At 51.7% G+C, this 19,149-nt stretch carries 22 protein-coding genes and 1 pseudogene; 16 read left to right on the forward strand and 7 right to left on the reverse strand.

Translation table 11 applies throughout. The features are described 5' to 3' along the window. Positions 1-93 precede the first annotated feature (93 nt). The 3 genes from OGY09_RS08220 to sid are packed head-to-tail and all read right to left on the reverse strand — an operon-like array spanning position 94 to position 1,728. Positions 94-669: a phage polarity suppression protein gene (locus OGY09_RS08220; protein WP_286590092.1), complete on the reverse strand. Its 576-nt coding sequence runs from the start codon at positions 667-669 to the stop codon at positions 94-96. Between the two features lie 16 nt (positions 670-685). Further along, entirely contained in the window at positions 686-928 is a 243-nt protein-coding gene (locus OGY09_RS08225; RefSeq protein ID WP_048591398.1) for an ogr/Delta-like zinc finger family protein, read from the reverse strand. Next, complete coding sequence (gene sid, locus OGY09_RS08230) at positions 925-1,728, reverse strand: capsid size-determining scaffold Sid (RefSeq protein ID WP_286590096.1); 804 nt, start codon at positions 1,726-1,728, stop codon at positions 925-927. Before sid ends, OGY09_RS08225 begins: the two co-directional genes overlap by 4 nt. A 551-nt stretch (positions 1,729-2,279) precedes the next feature. Here sid and OGY09_RS08235 point away from each other — a divergent pair. The 8 genes from OGY09_RS08235 (at position 2,280) to OGY09_RS08270 (ending at position 7,808) form a co-directional block, all read left to right on the forward strand. Next, on the forward strand, positions 2,280-2,546 hold the full coding sequence (locus OGY09_RS08235) for a helix-turn-helix transcriptional regulator (RefSeq protein ID WP_286590310.1): 267 nt from the start codon (positions 2,280-2,282) through the stop codon (positions 2,544-2,546). Continuing rightward, the gene (locus OGY09_RS08240) at positions 2,543-3,097 is read left to right on the forward strand and encodes a host cell division inhibitor Icd-like protein (RefSeq protein ID WP_286590313.1); all 555 of its coding nucleotides are present in this window, start codon (positions 2,543-2,545) and stop codon (positions 3,095-3,097) included. Before OGY09_RS08235 ends, OGY09_RS08240 begins: the two co-directional genes overlap by 4 nt. Next, on the forward strand, positions 3,090-3,389 hold the full coding sequence (locus tag OGY09_RS08245) for a derepression protein (RefSeq protein WP_286590315.1): 300 nt from the start codon (positions 3,090-3,092) through the stop codon (positions 3,387-3,389). The genes OGY09_RS08240 and OGY09_RS08245 overlap by 8 nt, the downstream gene beginning before the upstream one ends. Beyond that, positions 3,382-3,831 carry a hypothetical protein gene (locus OGY09_RS08250; protein WP_121572213.1) on the forward strand — a complete coding sequence of 150 codons (450 nt, stop codon included), beginning with the start codon at positions 3,382-3,384 and terminating at the stop codon, positions 3,829-3,831. The genes OGY09_RS08245 and OGY09_RS08250 overlap by 8 nt, the downstream gene beginning before the upstream one ends. 72 nt (positions 3,832-3,903) lie before the next feature. Further along, complete coding sequence (locus tag OGY09_RS08255; RefSeq protein WP_395101068.1) at positions 3,904-4,164, forward strand: hypothetical protein; 261 nt, start codon at positions 3,904-3,906, stop codon at positions 4,162-4,164. Next, entirely contained in the window at positions 4,161-4,481 is a 321-nt protein-coding gene (locus OGY09_RS08260; RefSeq protein ID WP_146718175.1) for a DUF5375 domain-containing protein, read from the forward strand. Before OGY09_RS08255 ends, OGY09_RS08260 begins: the two co-directional genes overlap by 4 nt. A gap of 14 nt (positions 4,482-4,495) precedes the next feature. After that, complete coding sequence (locus OGY09_RS08265) at positions 4,496-6,829, forward strand: primase-helicase zinc-binding domain-containing protein (protein ID WP_286590318.1); 2,334 nt, start codon at positions 4,496-4,498, stop codon at positions 6,827-6,829. Positions 6,830-7,241: 412 nt separating this feature from the next. Next, positions 7,242-7,808 carry a DUF6680 family protein gene (locus OGY09_RS08270; RefSeq protein ID WP_032945404.1) on the forward strand — a complete coding sequence of 189 codons (567 nt, stop codon included), beginning with the start codon at positions 7,242-7,244 and terminating at the stop codon, positions 7,806-7,808. A gap of 8 nt (positions 7,809-7,816) precedes the next feature. On the opposite strand, the gene OGY09_RS08275 is transcribed toward OGY09_RS08270, so the two are convergent. Beyond that, a complete protein-coding gene (locus tag OGY09_RS08275) occupies positions 7,817-8,011 on the reverse strand; it encodes a toxin-antitoxin system HicB family antitoxin (RefSeq protein WP_008786495.1) in 195 nt (64 codons plus the stop codon). A 135-nt stretch (positions 8,012-8,146) separates the two neighbouring features. On the opposite strand from OGY09_RS08275, the gene OGY09_RS08280 reads away from it, so the two are divergent. The 3 genes from OGY09_RS08280 to OGY09_RS08290 all read left to right on the forward strand — a co-directional run bounded on the left by OGY09_RS08280 (position 8,147) and on the right by OGY09_RS08290 (position 9,342). Then, positions 8,147-8,437, forward strand: a complete 291-nt coding sequence (locus tag OGY09_RS08280; RefSeq protein ID WP_032945405.1) for a SymE family type I addiction module toxin — start codon at positions 8,147-8,149, stop codon at positions 8,435-8,437. A gap of 338 nt (positions 8,438-8,775) precedes the next feature. Continuing rightward, positions 8,776-9,036, forward strand: a complete 261-nt coding sequence (locus tag OGY09_RS08285) for a type II toxin-antitoxin system Phd/YefM family antitoxin (RefSeq protein WP_032945406.1) — start codon at positions 8,776-8,778, stop codon at positions 9,034-9,036. A gap of 3 nt (positions 9,037-9,039) precedes the next feature. After that, positions 9,040-9,342, forward strand: a complete 303-nt coding sequence (locus OGY09_RS08290) for a type II toxin-antitoxin system RelE/ParE family toxin (RefSeq protein WP_032945407.1) — start codon at positions 9,040-9,042, stop codon at positions 9,340-9,342. Positions 9,343-9,450: 108 nt separating this feature from the next. Here the strand turns inward: OGY09_RS08290 and misL are convergent. Further along, positions 9,451-12,287: pseudogene (misL, locus tag OGY09_RS08295) on the reverse strand (intestinal colonization autotransporter adhesin MisL). A 74-nt stretch (positions 12,288-12,361) separates the two neighbouring features. Continuing rightward, a complete protein-coding gene (locus OGY09_RS08300; RefSeq protein ID WP_032945410.1) occupies positions 12,362-12,979 on the reverse strand; it encodes a helix-turn-helix transcriptional regulator in 618 nt (205 codons plus the stop codon). A gap of 577 nt (positions 12,980-13,556) precedes the next feature. On the opposite strand from OGY09_RS08300, the gene OGY09_RS08305 reads away from it, so the two are divergent. The 3 genes from OGY09_RS08305 to OGY09_RS08315 all read left to right on the forward strand — a co-directional run bounded on the left by OGY09_RS08305 (position 13,557) and on the right by OGY09_RS08315 (position 16,630). Further along, positions 13,557-14,330, forward strand: coding sequence for a winged helix-turn-helix domain-containing protein (locus OGY09_RS08305; RefSeq protein ID WP_032945527.1), 774 nt, complete (start codon positions 13,557-13,559; stop codon positions 14,328-14,330). Further along, the gene (locus OGY09_RS08310) at positions 14,327-14,791 is read left to right on the forward strand and encodes a YqeJ family protein (RefSeq protein WP_032945411.1); all 465 of its coding nucleotides are present in this window, start codon (positions 14,327-14,329) and stop codon (positions 14,789-14,791) included. Before OGY09_RS08305 ends, OGY09_RS08310 begins: the two co-directional genes overlap by 4 nt. A gap of 342 nt (positions 14,792-15,133) precedes the next feature. Then, positions 15,134-16,630, forward strand: a complete 1,497-nt coding sequence (locus OGY09_RS08315) for a C69 family dipeptidase (RefSeq protein ID WP_032945412.1) — start codon at positions 15,134-15,136, stop codon at positions 16,628-16,630. A gap of 36 nt (positions 16,631-16,666) precedes the next feature. Here the strand turns inward: OGY09_RS08315 and OGY09_RS08320 are convergent, their stop codons facing one another. Continuing rightward, positions 16,667-17,569, reverse strand: a complete 903-nt coding sequence (locus tag OGY09_RS08320) for a LysR family transcriptional regulator (protein WP_020996048.1) — start codon at positions 17,567-17,569, stop codon at positions 16,667-16,669. A gap of 238 nt (positions 17,570-17,807) precedes the next feature. On the opposite strand from OGY09_RS08320, the gene OGY09_RS08325 reads away from it, so the two are divergent. Together OGY09_RS08325 and OGY09_RS08330 are read left to right on the forward strand one after the other, a co-directional pair. Beyond that, positions 17,808-18,815, forward strand: a complete 1,008-nt coding sequence (locus tag OGY09_RS08325; RefSeq protein ID WP_032945413.1) for a zinc-binding alcohol dehydrogenase family protein — start codon at positions 17,808-17,810, stop codon at positions 18,813-18,815. A gap of 16 nt (positions 18,816-18,831) precedes the next feature. After that, a complete protein-coding gene (locus OGY09_RS08330) occupies positions 18,832-19,122 on the forward strand; it encodes a putative quinol monooxygenase (protein ID WP_223849078.1) in 291 nt (96 codons plus the stop codon). The last annotated feature ends 27 nt before the right edge of the window (positions 19,123-19,149 follow it).

Consider the following 19,149-nt stretch of genomic DNA (forward strand, 5'->3'; position numbering starts at 1 on the left):
GGGTGTGGAAAATTCAGGTTTTTGCATGCAAAGCCATGCAGCGTAGGCATGCATGGCTATTTTTATTAAAAAGACGGGTATTTTCGGGGCGTTTTATGCGGATTTTTTGCGGGTCTGCGCGGCCTGTCGGCGCATGAAAATCTGACTCTGTTCAGGCGTATATTTTGCCCGGTTGTCGTCTCTCGATGCTCTGTCAGGCCGGAAACCGATGGTTGTCAGAATGTCGCGATCTTCCTCTGCGTAATCAATATTTCCTCCGCGGGTTACATGAACGGACAGCGCTTCGCGAACACTGGCGGCCGCCCGGTCGAGAGCCCGTTCTCTGACGATGTCAGGTTGTTCGCTGAGGTGCATTAATTCCGGTGCCAGTGCGGCGGCCAGCGCGTCGCCGCTTACCTGCATAAAGGCGTGGAGCTGACGCCGGATACTGATACGCTGCACGGCCTCATGTGACCGGATGTACTGCCCGGCCGACTGATTTACCGCCCATTTTTTCAGGTCAATATCATCCCGCAGCGCCTGTGCGGCCTCCGGTTCATAACAGGTACAGGTCAGCTCCAGCTCCTTCAGCGCCATTTCAGCCCGCGCCAGTGCTGACTTGCTGCTCATCCAGTCCGATTTATTCTTCTGACAGGTTTCAAAGGCCTGTTCCAGTAGTGCTCGTGCCATTGTCTTTTCTCCTGAATCAGTGGCGCAGCGATGAGCGGGCACAGTCCAGAATTCGGGGCGGTGTTTCTGGAACTGTTTGTGGTGGTTCGGGCTTGTCTTCTGCCGGTGGCCGTATCACCTCGTCGATAGACTCGGTGGTGCGAAAGGTTGCGGAGCAAAAGACATTCACGCACTGGAGGTAACTCTGTTTGACGTTATCCGACAGGTAACGGCTGGTACGGACATGGGCAGCCTGTTTGCAGTACGGGCAGCGCATCATGGCTTAGCCCCCTGCGTTTTTTTCTTCTGTGCCAGCTCTTTAGCCCGCGCCATTCTGAGAACAGGGCTTTTAAAGAGCTTCATATCCACGCCGGTGAGTGCCGGACGGTGAAGCCCAATTTTTGAAATTACCGGCTCCTGCGCCATGTTGAATGTGTAGTATCTGCTTTGCGCCAGTACATTCTCCCCCAGCTCCTGAATGAGAACGTTGTGAGGGTGTTCTTCTCCTTTCATTTCGAGTTCACGCAGACGTAACGCAAATGCGCGCACCAGTGAGGGAGGGATGTCTTTCATCACGGTCGCCCACTCATTCCGGGAGTAGACAGAGAACACCGTAAAATGCGTGCCGACGTACTTATCTCCTGATGTACAGGCGGACAGCATGGTACTGGCTTTATCATCGTTGAGTTCATCAATCAGGGCGGTGAATTCCTCCGCCAGCTCCCGACCGGCCACTTGCTGACTGTGCTCGGCTTTCAGTTCCGGGGTCATCATGCCGCGCAGTTCGCGAAAACGGGTACGCCAGTTCTGTTCGGCTTCGGCACTTTCATTCAGGGCGTTCTGACGCTCTTTCTCACTGCGGGCAATGGCCGCATCAATATCATTCAGTTTCAGCATATTTTCCGTGTGCGCGGATTTGGCCCTGCTGAACGCATCAAGCGCATTATTTATCGTGGCTTCTGCGTTCTGGTTTGCTTTCTCGTTAAGGCTGTCCAGTGCGCTGTCAATGGCCGTACGGATGTTCTCATCCTGCGTGCTGCCGATGGTTTTCATTACTGCGGTAAACAAATCTGGTTTCATCGTCGGGTTCTCTCTGTGTTTTCAACCTGACGCCATTCTGCCGTCCCTCAGACAACAACTCGATTCATTGCCGTTGTAGCAGACATGGCACAAACAGGACTTAAAAACCCGGCTGGCCAGAGAAAGGTCGCAGGAAACCCCCTCTCTCTGTTTGTTTTTTTACATATAACTATTCACTACTGTTCACTCAGTATAAAAATACAAGTAAAACAATAAATTAAAGAGTGAACAGTTGAAAGAGAAGTGTTCACCAACTGTTCACTACTGTTCACTGGTCTGAACATCCCGAATGTAAATTTTATGCGGTATATCCTATTAATTCATGCTGTTAGGGTGATTAAATCAATTTGCATTTCACTTTTGAAATCTCCAGTGCCTTATAACTCCTTCCAGTGCCTTTAAATGGTCTTGAGTAAAAAAACAGCACCCGTTGTCCCGTGCTTTGTACAATTTCCCCCTGTTGCATTGAGAAAAAATATTCACAAAATAGAGCGCTACCTGATACCGGATGGACACGTCCGGATCTCTGCGGATATTAACGAGGTAGCGTTATGCACACAGTTTCATCAGTACCATCCTCCCCCACCACCGTGCACCCGATGCCGGTTTCAGCCCCGACTCAGGAACGTTTTTTACGTCTCCCGGAAGTCATTCATCAGTGCGGTCTGTCCCGCTCCACGCTCTACGATTTAATCGCCCGCAATGCTTTCCCGGCACAGGTTTCCCTCGGGGGTAAAAATGTCGCCTGGCTACAGTCTGAAATCACGGCGTGGATGGCAGAGCGTGTCGCGCACCGCAACCGGAAATACGACGCATGAATCAGATCCATTCTCACAAAGTCCCTTTTTCTGGCTTGCATCCGTTGTGTGTTTCCTGGTACAGTTTTGTCGCTGTCGCAAAATCGACAGCCGGGCGTAGGAACCCGTGTTACTTATTGGCGACTCAACACGCGCCATGCGTGTTTTTTTACGTCGTTGCTCAGGTACACCCATTTTTCGGGCTGTGGTGGTTTCACACTGGCCTGTATCAGATAATGGTGGTCCGGGCGGGGCAGCCTTCGGGCTGGCCGGTTTCCAATAAGGCCGGTATTCCTACCCCCGTCCGGGCTACCACCCATGAGTGTAGGAACTCCGGTGGTGGCAATAACCGCTACTTATTGGAGGTTGCCATCATGGCTACGACCCTCACCCCGTCACACCCGCAGTTTGTCTTTGTGTTTGCCGCCGTCCGTCGCGCAGACCGTAAACCCCGTATCTGTATGCTCCGCACCGTGGCCGGTGGCGAGCTGGCCGCCCGCCGCACCCTTGTCCGGGAATATGTGCTTTCCCTTGCCGCCCGTCTGCCGGTTGTGGAGGTGTCACATGCCTAATAAAAACACCCCTCAGACCGTCTCAGCGCGTCGTGATGACTTTAACCCCATGCAGGAGCACCTCAGCATTGAGGCGTACCATAAACTCAATCGCGCCAGCGCCGTCTCGCAGTTCGTGGGCGGTGATTTGCTGCGTCGTGAACTGAACGGTTTACACCAGCTATACCTGCCGCAGATTTTTAGTTATATCCATGAGGACGTCAGCTACGTCCTGGAAGAGCTGAAAGCCAAAGGCCTGTGCCGTGACTTTCTCACCACGACGTCGGGAAACGGAGGGGAGCACCATGTTTGATTTCCCTCAGCCGGGCGAAACATATCGCTGTACAGGATTTCCTGATGTGGTGGTGTCGGGCGTGCTGGCCGACGGTATTCCGTGGGATATGCCGTACCGCTGTCCGGGGCTGGTCTGGAACCCGTACCGGCGCACCTACACCATCCTCATTCGTATTATTGCCGGTGGCCGTATGGCAGAAATTCCGCTCAGTCGTTTTTTGCGGGACTTTACCTGTGAGCATCCCGATGTATTTAAACGCAACCCTGACAACCGCCATGCCGTATTACGCGAAATAGCGGCTGACCCGGCATTACAGCAATACCGGGCGCGGAATATCGATAACTATCCTGATGATATTCCCCCGGTTAAACGCCCGGCGCCGGTGGCGCATAAATGGCGGAATAATTTCAGGCCGGAAACGGAAATAAAACCGGATAACAGCTACCGCCATTATCTGTAATTAAAAACGACACCCAAAAAATAAAATGTGCGTATCTGCGCAGGGATACGCACGTCCTCAGGAGACGAAATAATGCCTGTTAACAGTACGGAACGGCCGCAGAATATAAACCAGCCCACCATCAGCCGGGCAGACCTTGAATGTCTCGAACATCTTCGCAATGTCGGCCAGCTTGTCGGCGACCTGATGCAGGTGCAGGACTGCACCTCTTTGCGCCACAATCCGGCGCAGCAGCTACAGCTCACCTCGGTGATTTACCTCATGACTGCCCGGCTTGACGGCGTGGTCGACCGCTGCAATCAGCGCTGGCTGACCGGGGAGGGCAACGTATGAAAAAGCCATTAACGCCCGTCTTACGCGCCGCGCTCTATCGCCGGGCGGTCGCCTGTGCCTGGCTGACCCTGTGCGAACGTCAGCACCGCTACCCGCAGCTCACGCTCAGTACGCTGGAAAGCGCCATTGCGACCGAGCTGGAGGGCTTCTATCTGCGCCAGCACGGCGAGGAAAAAGGCCGCCAGATTGCCTGTGCCCTGCTCGAAGATTTAATGGAAGCCGGACCACTCAAGGCCGCCCCGTCGCTGTCCTTTCTCGGGCTGGCCGTGATGGATGAACTCTGCGCCCGCCATATCACCGCACCGGTACTGCACTGAGGGAGAAAATAACGATGAAAATGAACGTAACGGACACCGTAAAACAGGCGTGCGGCCACTGGCCGCGCATTCTCCCTGCGCTGGGTGTAACGGTCATCAAAAACCGCCATCAGGCCTGTCCGGTGTGTGGCGGCTCCGACCGCTTTCGCTTTGATGATAAAGAGGGACGCGGGACGTGGTTCTGCAATCAGTGCGGCGCGGGTGACGGGCTTAAGCTGGTAGAAAAAGTGTTCGGCGTGACCCCGTCAGAGGCCGCCGGGAAGGTGAACGCCGTGACCGGCAACCTGCCGCCGGTTTCCCCGGCGGTGACTGCGGCCGCAGACGCTGAAACAGAGGCAGACCGCAAAGCGGCGGCCGCGCTGGCCGTAAAACTGACGGAGAAAGCCCGACCGGTCACCGGCAACGCCTACCTCACCCGCAAGGGCTTCCCCGGCCGGGAATGCCTGACGCTCACCGCCCTGCACAAAACCGGCGGTGTGACGTACCGCGCCGGGGATGTGGTTGTCCCGCTTTATGATGATAGCGGCGCACTGGTTAACGTCCAGCTCATTAACGCTGACGGCCTCAAACGCACCCTGAAAGGCGGTCAGGTCAAAGGGGCGTGTCATATTCTCGACGGGAAAAAAGAGGCGGGAAAGCGGCTGTGGATAGCGGAGGGCTACGCGACCGCGCTCACCGTGCATCACCTGACCGGCGAAACCGTCATGGTGGCGCTGTCGTCGGTGAACCTCCTTTCTCTGGCGAGCCTTGCCCGTCACACATACCCGGCCTGCCGGATTGTGCTGGCCGCTGACCGTGACCTTAACGGCGACGGCCAGACCAAAGCGTCTGCGGCCGCAGAGTCCTGTGAGGGCGTGGTCGCCCTGCCGCCGGTGTTCGGTGACTGGAATGATGCGTATACACAGCATGGCGGGGAGGCCACGCGTAAAGCCATGTATGACGCCATCCGGCCACCGGCTGACAGCCCGTTCAGCACCATGAGCGAGGCGGAATTTACCGCCATGAGCACCAGTGAGAAAGCGATGCGGGTGCATGAGCATTACGGCGAAGCGCTGGCCGTGGATGCGAACGGGCAGCTCCTGTCCCGCTATGAAGCCGGTATATGGAAAATCATTCCGCCGTCAGACTTTGCGCGCGACGTGGCCGGGCTGTTCCAGCGTCTGCGCGCCCCGTTCTCATCGGGGAAAATTGCCTCGGTGGTCGACACCCTGAAACTGATTATTCCGCAGCAGGACGCCCCGGCGCGGCGGCTGATTGGCTTTCGCAACGGCGTGCTCGATACCAAAAGCGGAGTATTCAGCCCGCACAGCAAAACGCACTGGCTGCGCACGCTGTGCGACGTGGATTTCACCCCGCCGGTGGAGGGGGAAACGCTGGAGACACACGCGCCGAATTTCTGGCGCTGGCTCGACCGCGCCGCCGGTTCGCGCGCCGATAAACGTGACGTGATACTCGCCGCGCTGTTTATGGTGCTGGCGAACCGTTACGACTGGCAGCTTTTCCTCGAAGTGACCGGTCCGGGCGGCAGCGGGAAAAGTATTCTGGCCGAAATTGCGACGATGCTCGCCGGGGAAGATAACGCCACGTCGGCGACTATCGAAACGCTGGAGTCCCCCCGCGAGCGCGCGGCGCTGATTGGCTTCTCGCTGATACGTCTGCCTGACCAGGAAAAATGGAGCGGTGACGGGGCAGGACTCAAGGCCATCACCGGCGGCGATGCGGTCTCCGTCGACCCGAAATACCGCGATGCATACTCCACCCATATTCCGGCGGTGATTCTGGCCGTGAACAACAACCCGATGCGCTTCACCGACCGCAGCGGCGGGGTGTCACGTCGCCGGGTGATAATGCACTTCCCGGAACAGATTGCCCCGGAGGAGCGTGACCCGAAGCTGAAAGATAAAATCGCCCGGGAGCTGGCCGTCATCGTGCGTCAGCTTATGCAGACGTTCAGCGACCCGATGACCGCGCGCACACTGCTCCAGTCGCAGCAGAACTCCGACGAGGCACTCAGCATCAAGCGCGACGCCGACCCGACATTCGATTTTTGTGGCTATCTGGAGGCACTGCCCGAGCCTGACGGTATGTACATGGGGAATGCGAATATCATCCCGCGACAGCCGCGCCTGTACCTGTATCACGCCTATCTGGTCTACATGGAGGCGCACGGCTACAAGAACACACTCAGCCTGACCATGTTCGGCAAAGGGCTGTCATCGATGCTGAAAGAGTACGGGCTGAATTACGCCAGGCGGCGAACGAATCAGGGGATGCAGACGAACCTTGCGCTCAGGGAAGAAAGCAACGCCGACTGGCTGCCCCGGTGCGACGAAACCACCGCGACATAACCTACCCGGACCGGCATGAGCCGGTCTTTTTTTACCTGAAATCCCGGAAAGTGAACAGTAAAGTGTTCACTGTTCACGGACTGTTCACCGTATATCACATTGAAATTAAAGACAAATAATGGCGAGTGAACAGTGTGAACAGTTTTCCGTAAAAAAAGTTTTTTTCGTAGTTTGAGCTTGTGCGAAAAATGAGCACATCCGCTCATGTGTATAGCGATGTGTATATTATTGATGTGTTATATATTTTAAAAGCAATAAAAACATGATGTTAAGCGTGTTTTTTGACTCCTGTGATCTTCCGCCAAAATTCTCATATCATCCCAGCCATTTGCCATATATTCTCAGCATATGCATGCTTTTATAATTCTCGTCCACAATATCTATTTTCATTTATGATTAACGAGAATCCCATATGAGCACTGCCCTTACGATCATGGCCATTGCTGCTACTGTAATTAGCCCATTATTAGCCATTCAGACACAGAAATTTATAGAAAGATATTCTCAGAAAAAATCATTAAAAATTGATATATTCAAGCAACTTATGGCTACTCGATCTCAGAACTCTCGACTGTCTAATGAACATGTTCGCGCATTAAATATGATCGACTTAGCATTTTACGGAAAAATAAAAAGAGGAAGAACCAAGAGAAGCGATTCTGAAAGTAAAGTATTATCTTCGTGGAAACTTTACTTTGCACATTTAAATACATCTTACCCTGATAATGATAATGCATCTGGCACCATATGGAACCAAACAAGCAACAATCTTTTTCTAGACTTGCTATCAGAGATAGCGAAAGATATTGGCTATGATTTTGAGCGAGTTCAATTACAAACAGCCATATATTCACCTATTGCCCACGGGGCAATAGAAAACGATAAATTAAAAATTAGACAGGGGTTGGCTGCAATATTCTCAGGAGAAAATGCCCTAAAAATGGAAATTATTAATATTCCCGCAAGACAGGGCAATTAATCTATTCACTATTTATCCTGTGGCTCAATACCTAACCGTTCCAACTCCTTTCTCCCTAAAGTTTTGAGCCAATTCCCCAAACTCATCCCTTCGGCCTTTGCCGCAGCCTCGAACTGCGCCTTTAACTCGGGAGTGATGCGAATCTGGAAAGTTGGTGCTTTTCCGGATTTAGACTGATTTGGATCGCGTTTAGCCGTTGACATGTACGTACCTATAAGAGCAGTATACCACCAACCAGGTACGTACCTTTATATCTGGCGACCTGATTTATAACGCCCTCGCCTGGTATTCGCAGTACCCGGCGAAAGCTAACCTCACCAACTATCAAGGAGTTGATTATGGCTGTTTCGCATTCTACCCCAGACAGCGACCAATCCGGAACCGAGCGTTCGGTAATTGTGGGATACCGCCCGAATGTTTTCGACAAATCCACACCCAAAATTATTCTTTCCGGCAAGTGGCTACGCGAAGCGGGGTTTGATACCGGGCAACAGATTACCGTAAAAGTGATGAATGGCTGTATCGTCCTGATGGTCTATGGCGAGCAGGAGCAACGGTTGCAGGATGAGTTGAATGAGGCACATCAGAAGCTGAACAAAATCGAGAGCACATTGGCGACTCTCCAGTGAAGCACGGCTGAACCTGCAAGCGGTACTTACAGGTTTACTTGGTACCGGATGGCGCTTGCGCTTATCCGGCCTACTCAACTGAACTGGATTTGATAGAAAATGAACTATCCGGAAATTCCGGATAGTTCATTGGGAAGGGAAAGATTAGATTTCCGGATCAATAGCTCTCTAGAATCATGTAAGTGACACTTACATGCTCACCTGGTGCCGGATGGCACTTGCGCTTATCCGGCCTACTTTCACAATACCCTATGTCTGACCACCCACCTCATAGTGACCCCCAGAAAGATATCGACTATAATGAACGAATCGAACGATTCATGCGAAATGGTGGCAATATGCATACTCTTACGGCAAATGAAGCCAAAACCCAGTTTGGCGATATGCTACTTAAAGCGCAGCGAGAACCTGTGCAAATTAACCGTAACGGTAAACCTGTTGCAGTCGTCGTTTCCATTGAGGACTATGAACAAATGGAAGCCATGAAGCTCCAGTTACTGAAGGCCAAAATTCAGCGTGCTCAAAACGATATTCATTTGGGCAATATTGTTGATGGTGATGATTTTTTTGATGAGTTGATGGATCAACACAAAGGATAAAAAGTGAGTTACAAACTTACTGGAGAAGCACAGCGCGATATTATTGAAATCCGTGATTACACATCAAGAAATTGGGGCGCTAAACAGTCCAGTGATTATCTTAGAAAATTACGGGGCGTTCTCTCTCAGTTAGCTGAAATGCCAGGCATGGGGCAGCATCGAATTGATGATTTTGGTGAAGATATATACAGCTTTCCTTATGTTAGCCATATGATTTACTACAGTGCACAAGACACAAATATTGTTGTACTGGCAGTCTTACACCAAAGCCGAGTACCAACAAAACTTCTGGGACAACGTTTGTAGCCCGCTACCTTAATGCCGGATGGCGCTTACGCTTATCCGGCCTACGATTCCCAGAAAAAATAAAGCCGCTGATCGGTTAATCAGCGGCATTTACATTACTGCAATGCATCAGAAGTTATATTTCACCCCGAGCATACCGCGGGTATCACTGTAGCCTTTGTCGCCAACCTGTTGGGCCACGTTGCTCCACACGTTGAGTCGCGGAGTGATTTGACCTTCAACGCCGACTTTCAGCTCGCCGATGTTTTTGGTGCCGCGCATGCCGTTGCTAACATCGTCCATCTTCACGCTGGTCGTCTGCGTGTTGTGGATCCAGTTGGCTTCAACAAACGGCTGGAACTCGCGAGATTTACCGTCGTCGATGGCGTTGTGCCCGTTGATAAAGGCTTTCACACCCAGACGGGTCATCAGGTTGCCATCGGTGTTGTCCTTCACGCGGGTACCGTTCGCTTCGCGGTGACTGTCGGCTTGCACGTCCATCCATACCACCTGCGCTTTCGGTTGCAGCCAGTAGCTGTTGCGTTCGCTTTCACCCAGTTTGAAGCTATAACCGGCTTCAACCGAAGCGGTTATCCCGCTGGATTTGTATTTCTCTGCTGCCTGCTCCTGGCCCATCACTTTGTTATCAAACCAGTTGTACAGCGCCCAGGTATCCACGTAGGTGCCGGTCTTGTCGGCGTCATTGGCATACCATGTGCCATACAGCCCCACGCTGTAACCGGTGACCTGACCACGTGAATGGTAGCCGGTCAGGCTGGACTGCGTGCGGTTCTGGCTGTTGGCATAACCTGCCATCGCGCCAAGGTGCCAGCGGTCAAGACCGTCGCTACTCCACTGCGCCAGGTCGCCGCCTAGCTGCATTACATAGCTGTTGCTTTGGGTTTTCAACTGCCCGCTACCGTCTTTGAAGCGGGTATGCGCCCCAACGTTACGCATCCACAGGCTGGTAACTTTCTTCTCGCCTGTCAGCATATCGACGTACTGCGTTTCACCCAGACGATCGTGCAGTCGGGTCATAAACAGCGTGTTAGCCGCATAGTTGTTCGCCAGATAACTGCCTGCTTCCGGACGGTATTGCTGCTCAGTGACAGGAGGCGCAACAGGTTCTTCCGGCTCAGGGATAATCGGGTCTACAGGATCGACCGGGTCTGGATCAATAGGGTCAACCGGGTCCGGATCAACAGGGTCCGGGTCATGCGGATCGACGGGGTCCGGGTCTTCCGGATCCGGCGGAGCAGGAATAAAGCTGGTCAGATACCAGTTACTGCCTTTCTGCACCACGTTATAGTCGTACGCACCGGCAACAATACGGCCCGCTTTCTCAAAAGTACCGTCAGAATTACCGGCCACTTCGATGATCTCAATACCTTCAATGGTCTGCGCCCCGGTTCCGCCAATGTTATTCACCGCCACAAACGCATTACCCGCGGTGTTGCCGAGCACTTTCAGCTTGTCGGTTTCGGAGGTATCGTCATTCAGGACAGTATTGAAAACCAGTTTGCCGCCGTTCCCGGTAAAATCTTCATTGATGGTAAGCGTCTGCCACGGTTCGCCGTCAGCATGCCCAAAGTTCACCACTGACCCGCCGTTCAGCGTCAGGTCGGTGAGCGTTGAACTGTTAGTCATGTTCCAGGTCGCGTCGCTCATTTGCAGCGAGATAACGCCCGTCCCGGCAGTGGCGCTGGCGATGTATGATGCCCCGCTCCACAACGAGTTGTCGGTCATGTTGAGCTTAATGGTACTGTTTTGCTGCGGCAGGCTGCTGGTTGCAGCAGTCGCGCCAGCGGCAGGCTGCTGGTTGCAGCAGTCGCGCCAGCGGCATGAAGATCGCCGTCGATAAGAAAACGCCCGCCAGTAGAACCGTCTACGATGCCGCCCGTTTCGGTGCTGATGGCATAACTTTCGTTGCTGTGATCGCCCGCCATGGTAATGGCGGCACCGCCTGCCAGATTTATCGCCCCGCGTGAAGTCGCATACAGGCCGCGTGGCGCTTTGCTGTATGACGCCGCTTTCGCCGAACTGTTCACGTTGATCGTTGCGTTTTCACCGAGATTCACGGTCGCGTTGGTGGAATAAACCGCATGAGCGCTGACGCCGTTGACCGTAATCGTCGCGTTGTTGCCCAGTTCCGTTTTGGACGATGAGGCGGCATAAATCCCCGTTGAAGAAGCACCCGAAGTCTCAATGGTGGCGTCATTGCCAAGCAGTATCGAGGAACCGCTCTGCCCGGTGCGAAGACCCTCTGAACTGTCACCGATCGTCACAATGTGTGCCCGGTCACCGACCACAATTGTATTTTTGGCCTGCGTGGCGTCTTTCATCGCGTTTGCTGTGATACCACGTCCCTGGGAACCGGTGGTTTGAATATACAGATCGTCGCCGACGTAAATGCTGGCCGAGCCCTTCCAACCCTGGCTATAGGAGTTGTAACCGGCGTTAATACCGTCACCATCCTGACCGTCCACATAAATACTGGTGCGATCCCCGGTGATGATAAAGACCGGGTTATCCGGCGTATTGGCCCCGTGCGTGCGGATACCGTCAACATCTTTACCATTATTGGCGGCATTCTTCGACTGCGTGCGAATCGTCAGGTCATCCCCAAAAATAACGCCCGGACTACCCGTTGTACTGTTCTGAATAACGGTAACAGAGTGCTCAAAAGCTTCAGCGCCGGGTCCATTAATCGTTAATCCATTGCCATAAACGGGAATCGTGCCCGCACTCCATTGATAAACATAATTCGGCATGGCGCTGGTTTTAGCGAAACTGGCATTTGCCTGCGCTGGAATTATTGCCTGCAATTCCGGGGGCAGACTGCTAACCAGTCCGGTGGAGGGTAGACTATCAACGTCAACCCATGCCGCTTGAGCTGAAAATACCATAGAGGTTAATGCGGCTGAAACCGCTATGGCAATACGAGAATAAGATTTGGGATTTGGCATATTAGCCTCCTGCTTTCAGGCGTAGAGCGTCCACCACATCGCAAGGATGTGAAATAATAAAATTCAAAAATACGTTATAAAATATTCGACAATATTTGATGAATACTATGGCCTAACTTATCTTCAAGCCTGAGCTTGTAGACATATATTTTCTTAATATCGATATTATCTATTTTGGTAATTTGCTGAATACTTTTCCCTGACACAAAACGCTTCAGTAATATCATTTCAGTATAGTTAAGTGAGCGTCCACGTTTGCTGTTAGCGAGATGACCCGTAAAGAGTCGCCTAATTTTCTGATGTTGAACTTCGTCATCATCATCAGAATATATAATCCCTTGTATTTTATTGCTTTTGGACAGCCAGTAGTTGGCTAACGGCGCCAGGTTCCTGTCTGCTATCAACACAATATGCATACCGCTGTAGGCAAGCCGGTCAACCCATTGCGGGTCGGCAAACAGGCGCAGATTCGGGAAAGAAAAGTCCACAAAAATAAACCCACGCGACAAATGGTTTTGATTATTAAGCAGAAGCTTTTCAATAATTCCTTTTTGCAGAAAACCATTCCCCTCAGGCCAGATCGCAAAAGCGGCACGGTGGCAGTAACTGGCGCGAACCGCAGTATCCGGAAATAATTGACAGGATAATTCACAGCTTATGCAACGAACAGTCTGTGACGGTGATCTCTTCATCAAAAATGACTCCTGTTATTTTTCCATAAATATTTCATTGGTAAATAAATGTGTCAATCCAACACGTAGTACGTTCCTTGTCAGCTAATAACAGTGGCGCTAATAAAATGTAATAAACTCCTGATGCACTAATATGTATGGTCTGTGAGTAATACGATTGCGCTAAGCTTATTTACGCTTTATCTCAGAATAACAACCTATGCATTAGGAATTTTATGCATAAATTCAGATTCCAGGATAAACAGTAAAAAAGCACTATTTGCTAAAAAATAACCTGCGTAAAAGTTACTTACTAATTACGTAATTCTGATAACTCAATCACCCTTGTCATGTTGTGGACAAATATAAAGATAATTCAGATAAAACTGTAATGAATTCTCATTATTTAACCTTAGTTAATTCTCACCTAAGAAATAAGATTGCTAACATATTGTATTTAAAGATATTTTAATGAATTGGTGAAATTCTTATCTTCGTTCATGAACAAAGAGTGAGGCGCATTTTCGATTTGGATGTAAAATTTAAAGGATGCGTTAGCACACGCTGTGATTCGTTTTGGTTACTGAGGGCTGGGCAATTGTACCTTATCAATCAGTTGGTCGAATTTAATCCTGATAGCAAAAGTCTGGTCAATCGTCAGACCGGGCGAGCAATTCAGCTCCAGCTCCCTGCCTCGCTCTGTTTTCTCTATTTAATTACTCACGCAAGTGACATTGTTTCCCAGAACACGTTGATGACAATTGGTTGGGGTGAAAGAAATAATGTGACCACCACCAACACATTTTACCAGGCTATTCTGACTCTACGAAACGCGCTGGCGGACGTGGGGTTGCCTCGTGATACGGTGAAAACTATTTCCCGACGCGGGCTCAGATTAAATGAGAATACGCAAGTAGAGACAATAACGCTTCAACAGAGTGAAGTTTCCCCGCCGCCGGTTATTGAAGAAATCCCCCCCGCAAAGATAATTCCTTCGACACCACAACAAACGACGCAGATACCCTGGTTTGAGGTTTTATTTAGCGCCAGTGTCGTGATTGCCACGTTGATCATCTGGCTGGTGTGGTATCAAACGCGCCCTGTTATGCCGTTTAGTAAATTTGTCCAGGCTTCCATGCAGACCCCATCGCGGCAAAATTGCAAAATCTATTACTCACCAAATGAACACGACCAGCAAGGCTATTTCAATCTGATGCAGTTACATCCCTATCTCTGTGAAAACAACAAGCACGTGTTTCTTACCGGTTACAGTAAAGCGGAAAGGATCGTGGCATTTGTCTGTGATATAGATGCACGGGTGGATGCTAACGCATTTTGTACTACTCATTATTACTGGATGCGCGGGCAATGAAAAAAACACGCCACCTTATAGTGCTCGTGGCCGGGCTGGTTACTGTGCTCGGTTCAGGCGGATGGTTATGGCATTCACGCTATGCCGACAAACCGCTGAATTGCATCGGTAACATTGAATGGAATATTGGCAGCAACCGCTTTACGGGTACGTTATCGTTTCGGATGTACAACAGTGAAGGCCTGGCCACTATTACCGGCAAACTGTACGGGCGTAATACCTCAGACATTAGCAGGAACATCTATTTTAACTACACCCAAAAGCGCGATGCCCGAGTGCTACAGGCGATGCAGGTCGTCAAAACCTTCGCTGACACCGCTGATGAAGCGGATATTAACGACACATTACCTGGATTTTACCGCCAAAGCGGACGAAGCCTGAGCCTGGTCATGGAGGAGTATAAAGGTGCATGGATTTTTGCCAGCTCCAATGTGCCCTCGCTGTATTGCCGCAAAAGGTAGCGTCATATCCGGAAACAAAAAGTACGGCCCCTCAATGAAATTCACATTTGTCATCATTGACTTACGCGACATGGGTCACTGAATCCACACATAACCCATTGCTATTCTTCATCGCGAATCAGGAAACATCCTGAATATCATAATATCCGTTGCGTAATAATTAAGCGAAATGGGCGTTATATTTTGCCCAGAAGACTTCAACCTACGGATGGATATTTGGAGAAGACGTGGGCAGGGGCGTTTATCTCTCTCGCGAGCAATGTCTGAGCGTTCAGGCGTTATCGCATTTCAGGAAACGGTGTGTTTCCGGTGTATTTTTGGCGTACATATGAGGGATACGTAATGTTTACTTTTAAAAAGTGCCTGATTGCACTTTCTATAAATTTGGCCGTTGTTTCATCAGGTTTTGCTTGTACGACCCTGCTGGTCGGCAACGAAGCATCAGCGGACGGCTCCATGCTGGTCGCCCGTAGCGCAGACAGCGATGCCCTGAAAGCACAGCATTTTGTCATTCATCCGGCAAAGCAAAATCAGACCGGGGTATACAGCACCAAAGCACATAATGGTGCGAATGATTTTACCTGGCCACTGCCGAAAAACTCTCTGCGTTATACCACTGTCCCAAACTGGAAAACCCAACTGCACGGCGCGACCGGATTTAACGAGCTGGGTGTCGGCGTGAGCGGTACAGAATCCATTTTTGCCTCACCGAAAGCACTGGCCGCCGACCCGTACGTTGAGGATAAAGGGATCACCGAAGACGATATCCCGGATATTCTGCTGTCACAAAGTAAAACCGCACGTGAAGCTGTGGCGCTGTTGGGCCATATCGTTGAGACCGTCGGCGCAGGCGAAGGTTTTGGCGTTGCCGTCGTCGACGATAACGAGATCTGGTACCTGGAAACCGGTAGCGGCCACCAGTGGATGGCGCAGCGTCTGCCGAATAACCAGTATTTTGCCACCGGTAATCAGGGCCGCTTACAGGATTACGATCCTAAAAGTCCGGACATGATGGCGTCAAAAAACCTGATTCAATTTGCGACTGAAAAAGGGCTGTACGATCCGGCGAAAGACGGTAAATTCAACTTCTCCAAAGCCTATACCCGTGATGACGAGCGTGACCGCACGTATAACGACCCTCGCGTATGGACCATCCAGAAAGAGTTCAATCCTTCCGTAAATCAGGATATGGCCAAAGGGCGCGAATTCCCGGTCTTCATGACGCCAGAGAAGAAAATGACGCTGGACGATGTGAAAGCCGTGTTGCGTAGTCACTATGAAGGGACCAGCCATGACCCGTACACCAACGGTCTGAACGGCAAAGAGCCATGGCGTCCGGTCAGCGTTTTCCGTACCTATGAAGCGCACGTTATGCAGGTCCGTCCGTGGTTGCCAAAAGAGATTGGTGAAACGACCTACATTGGCCTGGGCATGGCTGACCTCACCGCCTTCGTTCCGTACTACAGCGGTCTGAAAGCGTATCCGGCTAACTACACGATGGGTACCGATAAAGCGGACGATCAGTCTATCTACTGGAAATATCGTAAATTACAAACGCTGACGATGACCGATTATCCGAAGCTCGCGCCAATCGTCAAAAAAGCCTACAAAGCGTGGGAAGACAAAGTGGCGAAGGAGCAAAAAGAGGTCGAAGCAGAGTATCTGAAGATGGCGAAAACCGATAAACCCGCCGCGGATAAGATGCTGAATGACTTCAACCTGCGCATCATGGCCGACGCCGAGAAGCTGACGGAAGATCTAACCAATCAGCTATTTACCATCCGTACTAAAGACATTCAGTCTGATATTTTCTTTGCGAATGCAACGAAAAAAGACTGAGTAACGACGCGATAGTATTCTGGCGTAAAGCGCTTATTAGCTTTGCGCCAGCATTTCACACCGCGCCTTCACCGCCTCGTGCAGAAGGCGTACCGCGGTTGAAAGCTGCTTCCGATGCGGGCAAATCATATTCAGCGGGACTTTCTCTCCCTGATAATCCGGCATCAGCAGTTGTAATCGACCGTCACGCACATCCTCGCTGACATCCAGCCACGACTTGTACGCCACACCTTCTCCGGCAATCGCCAGGCGCCGGATCACTTCCGCATCGTCACTCATAATAGTGCCGTTAACCTGCACACTACTGACCTCGCCGTTGCGCGTAAACGTCCAGCGATCGTGCAGGCGGCCGCGTAATACGAAGGTCATGGCGTTGAGCTGTGTTAAATCATCCAGTTTTTGCGGCGCGCCGTTTTGCTCAACCCATTCCGGTGATGCCACCAGCACGCGTCGGTTACCCGCTGCAACGGGCAGCGCAATGTAAGACGCGTCTTCGGTGTTGCCATAGCGAAACGCAACATCGACGGGGTCTTTAAAGACATCCGTTACCTGGTCGGAGAAAAAAATCCGCAGGCGCAGCGCGGGATAGCGGCGTCGAAACGACTGAAAGACCGGCAGCAGCAGGTTACGACCGAGATCGGAAGGCACGGCGATTTGCAGCGTGCCTGACACTTCATCTTCCGGGGTCTGAATTTTTTGCAGCCCGGCATGCATTACGTCCAGCATCTGGCGAGCATAGGGTAACCAGACTTCACCTTCTGGCGTCAGGCGCAGGCTGCGCGTGGAGCGGGCGAACAAGCGGATAGCCAACGTAGACTCCAGGCGCTTGATAGCTGAACTGACCTGAGCAGGCTGAACGCCGACTTCGCGCGCAGCATCACTAAAACTATTCAGCGCCGCGGCGCGGACAAACAACGTGAGATCTTCAAGCCGGAACATTTTCACTCCCCGAGTATAAGTCCTGTCGCCATAGGGCTATTTTTCCCGTTCTGTTACCGGTTTACCATCAAATTATATCAACAGATATACCCTAAATAATTCGAGTTGCATGAAGGCAGCAAGAGAGTGAATCTCCAGGAGCATAGCAAACTATGTGACTGGGGTGAGCGAACGTAGCCAACGCACATGCGGCTTGAAGTATGACGGGTATAAACTGATTCCTGTGACCGGAGATAATATGAAAGCCATCGCCATTACCCGCGCCGCGACCGACGGCAATAACATTGAATTTTTACAAGAGATTGACCTGCCCATGCCAGTTGCTACCGGGCACGATCTGCTGGTTGAAGTGAAAGCCATTTCCGTCAACCCCGTTGATACCAAGGTCCGCGAAGGTTTTAACGCTGATGTGCCGCGCGTACTAGGCTGGGACGCCGTTGGCGTGGTGAAGTCCGTGGGCGAAGCCGTCACCCTGTTCGCACCCGGCGATGAAGTCTGGTACGCCGGAGCGTTGGGCCGCGCTGGCAGTAACAGTGAATTTCAGCTGGTTGATGAACGTATTACCGCGCTGAAGCCAAAAACACTGGATAATGCTTCTGCTGCGGCGCTGCCACTGACAGCTATCACCGCCTGGGAAATGCTGTTCGACCGTCTGGGCGTTGAGGAAAATGGCAATGAAGATGATGTGTTATTGATTGTTGGCGCGGCTGGCGGCGTCGGTTCTATTCTGACACAACTGGCCAGTAAGCTGACCAAAATGACCGTCATCGGTACCGCATCGCGTCCGCAGAGCCAGAAATGGGTACGTGAAGCGGGCGCTCATCATGTGATTGACCACAGCAAGCCGTTGACGGAAGAGCTGGCACGGATAGGCATTAAAGAGGTGACGCACGTTGCCAGCCTGAACAATACCGAGCAGCACTATTCGCAAATTATTGCCGCACTGGCGCCGCAGGGCAAACTGGCGCTGATTGACGATCCTCAATCTCTCGATGCGCGCCCGCTGAAGGCCAAAAGCATTTCGCTGCACTGGGAGTTTATGTTTACCCGTTCGATGTTTACCACCCACGACATCATTGCGCAGCATCAGTTACTGACCCGCGTGGCGCTGCTGATCGACGACAGCACCCTCCGTACCACGCTGGGCGAACATTTTGGCGCGATTACCGCGGCAAATCTGCAAAAAGCCCACACGCAAATTGAAACCGGTCGCTCGGTCGGCAAGATTGTGCTGGAGGGGTTTTAACATGTCTGATTCTGACGTGATTTCAATTATTGCGGTACTGAAACCCAAACCGGGGAAAATCGACGCACTGAAACAGGCGCTACAAGCTCTGCTGCTGCCCACGCGTCGGGAGCCGGGCAATATTGAATATGCCCTGTTCCAGTTACGCGACACGCCGGATGTGTTCTACGTGCGTGAATCCTGGCGCGGTCAGGCCGGTCTGGATGAGCATATCGCTCTGCCACATTTCCAGGCGTTCATTCTACAAATGAACGATCTGCTAGCCGAACCGCTACGGCTGGATTATCTGACGCCGATTGAGCCTTAATGTCTCGACGCGCCCCCGCAGCTATGC

It is taken from the genome of Citrobacter sp. Cpo071 (genome assembly GCF_030332765.1).
GTDB classification, from domain to species: Bacteria; Pseudomonadota; Gammaproteobacteria; order Enterobacterales; family Enterobacteriaceae; genus Citrobacter; species Citrobacter portucalensis.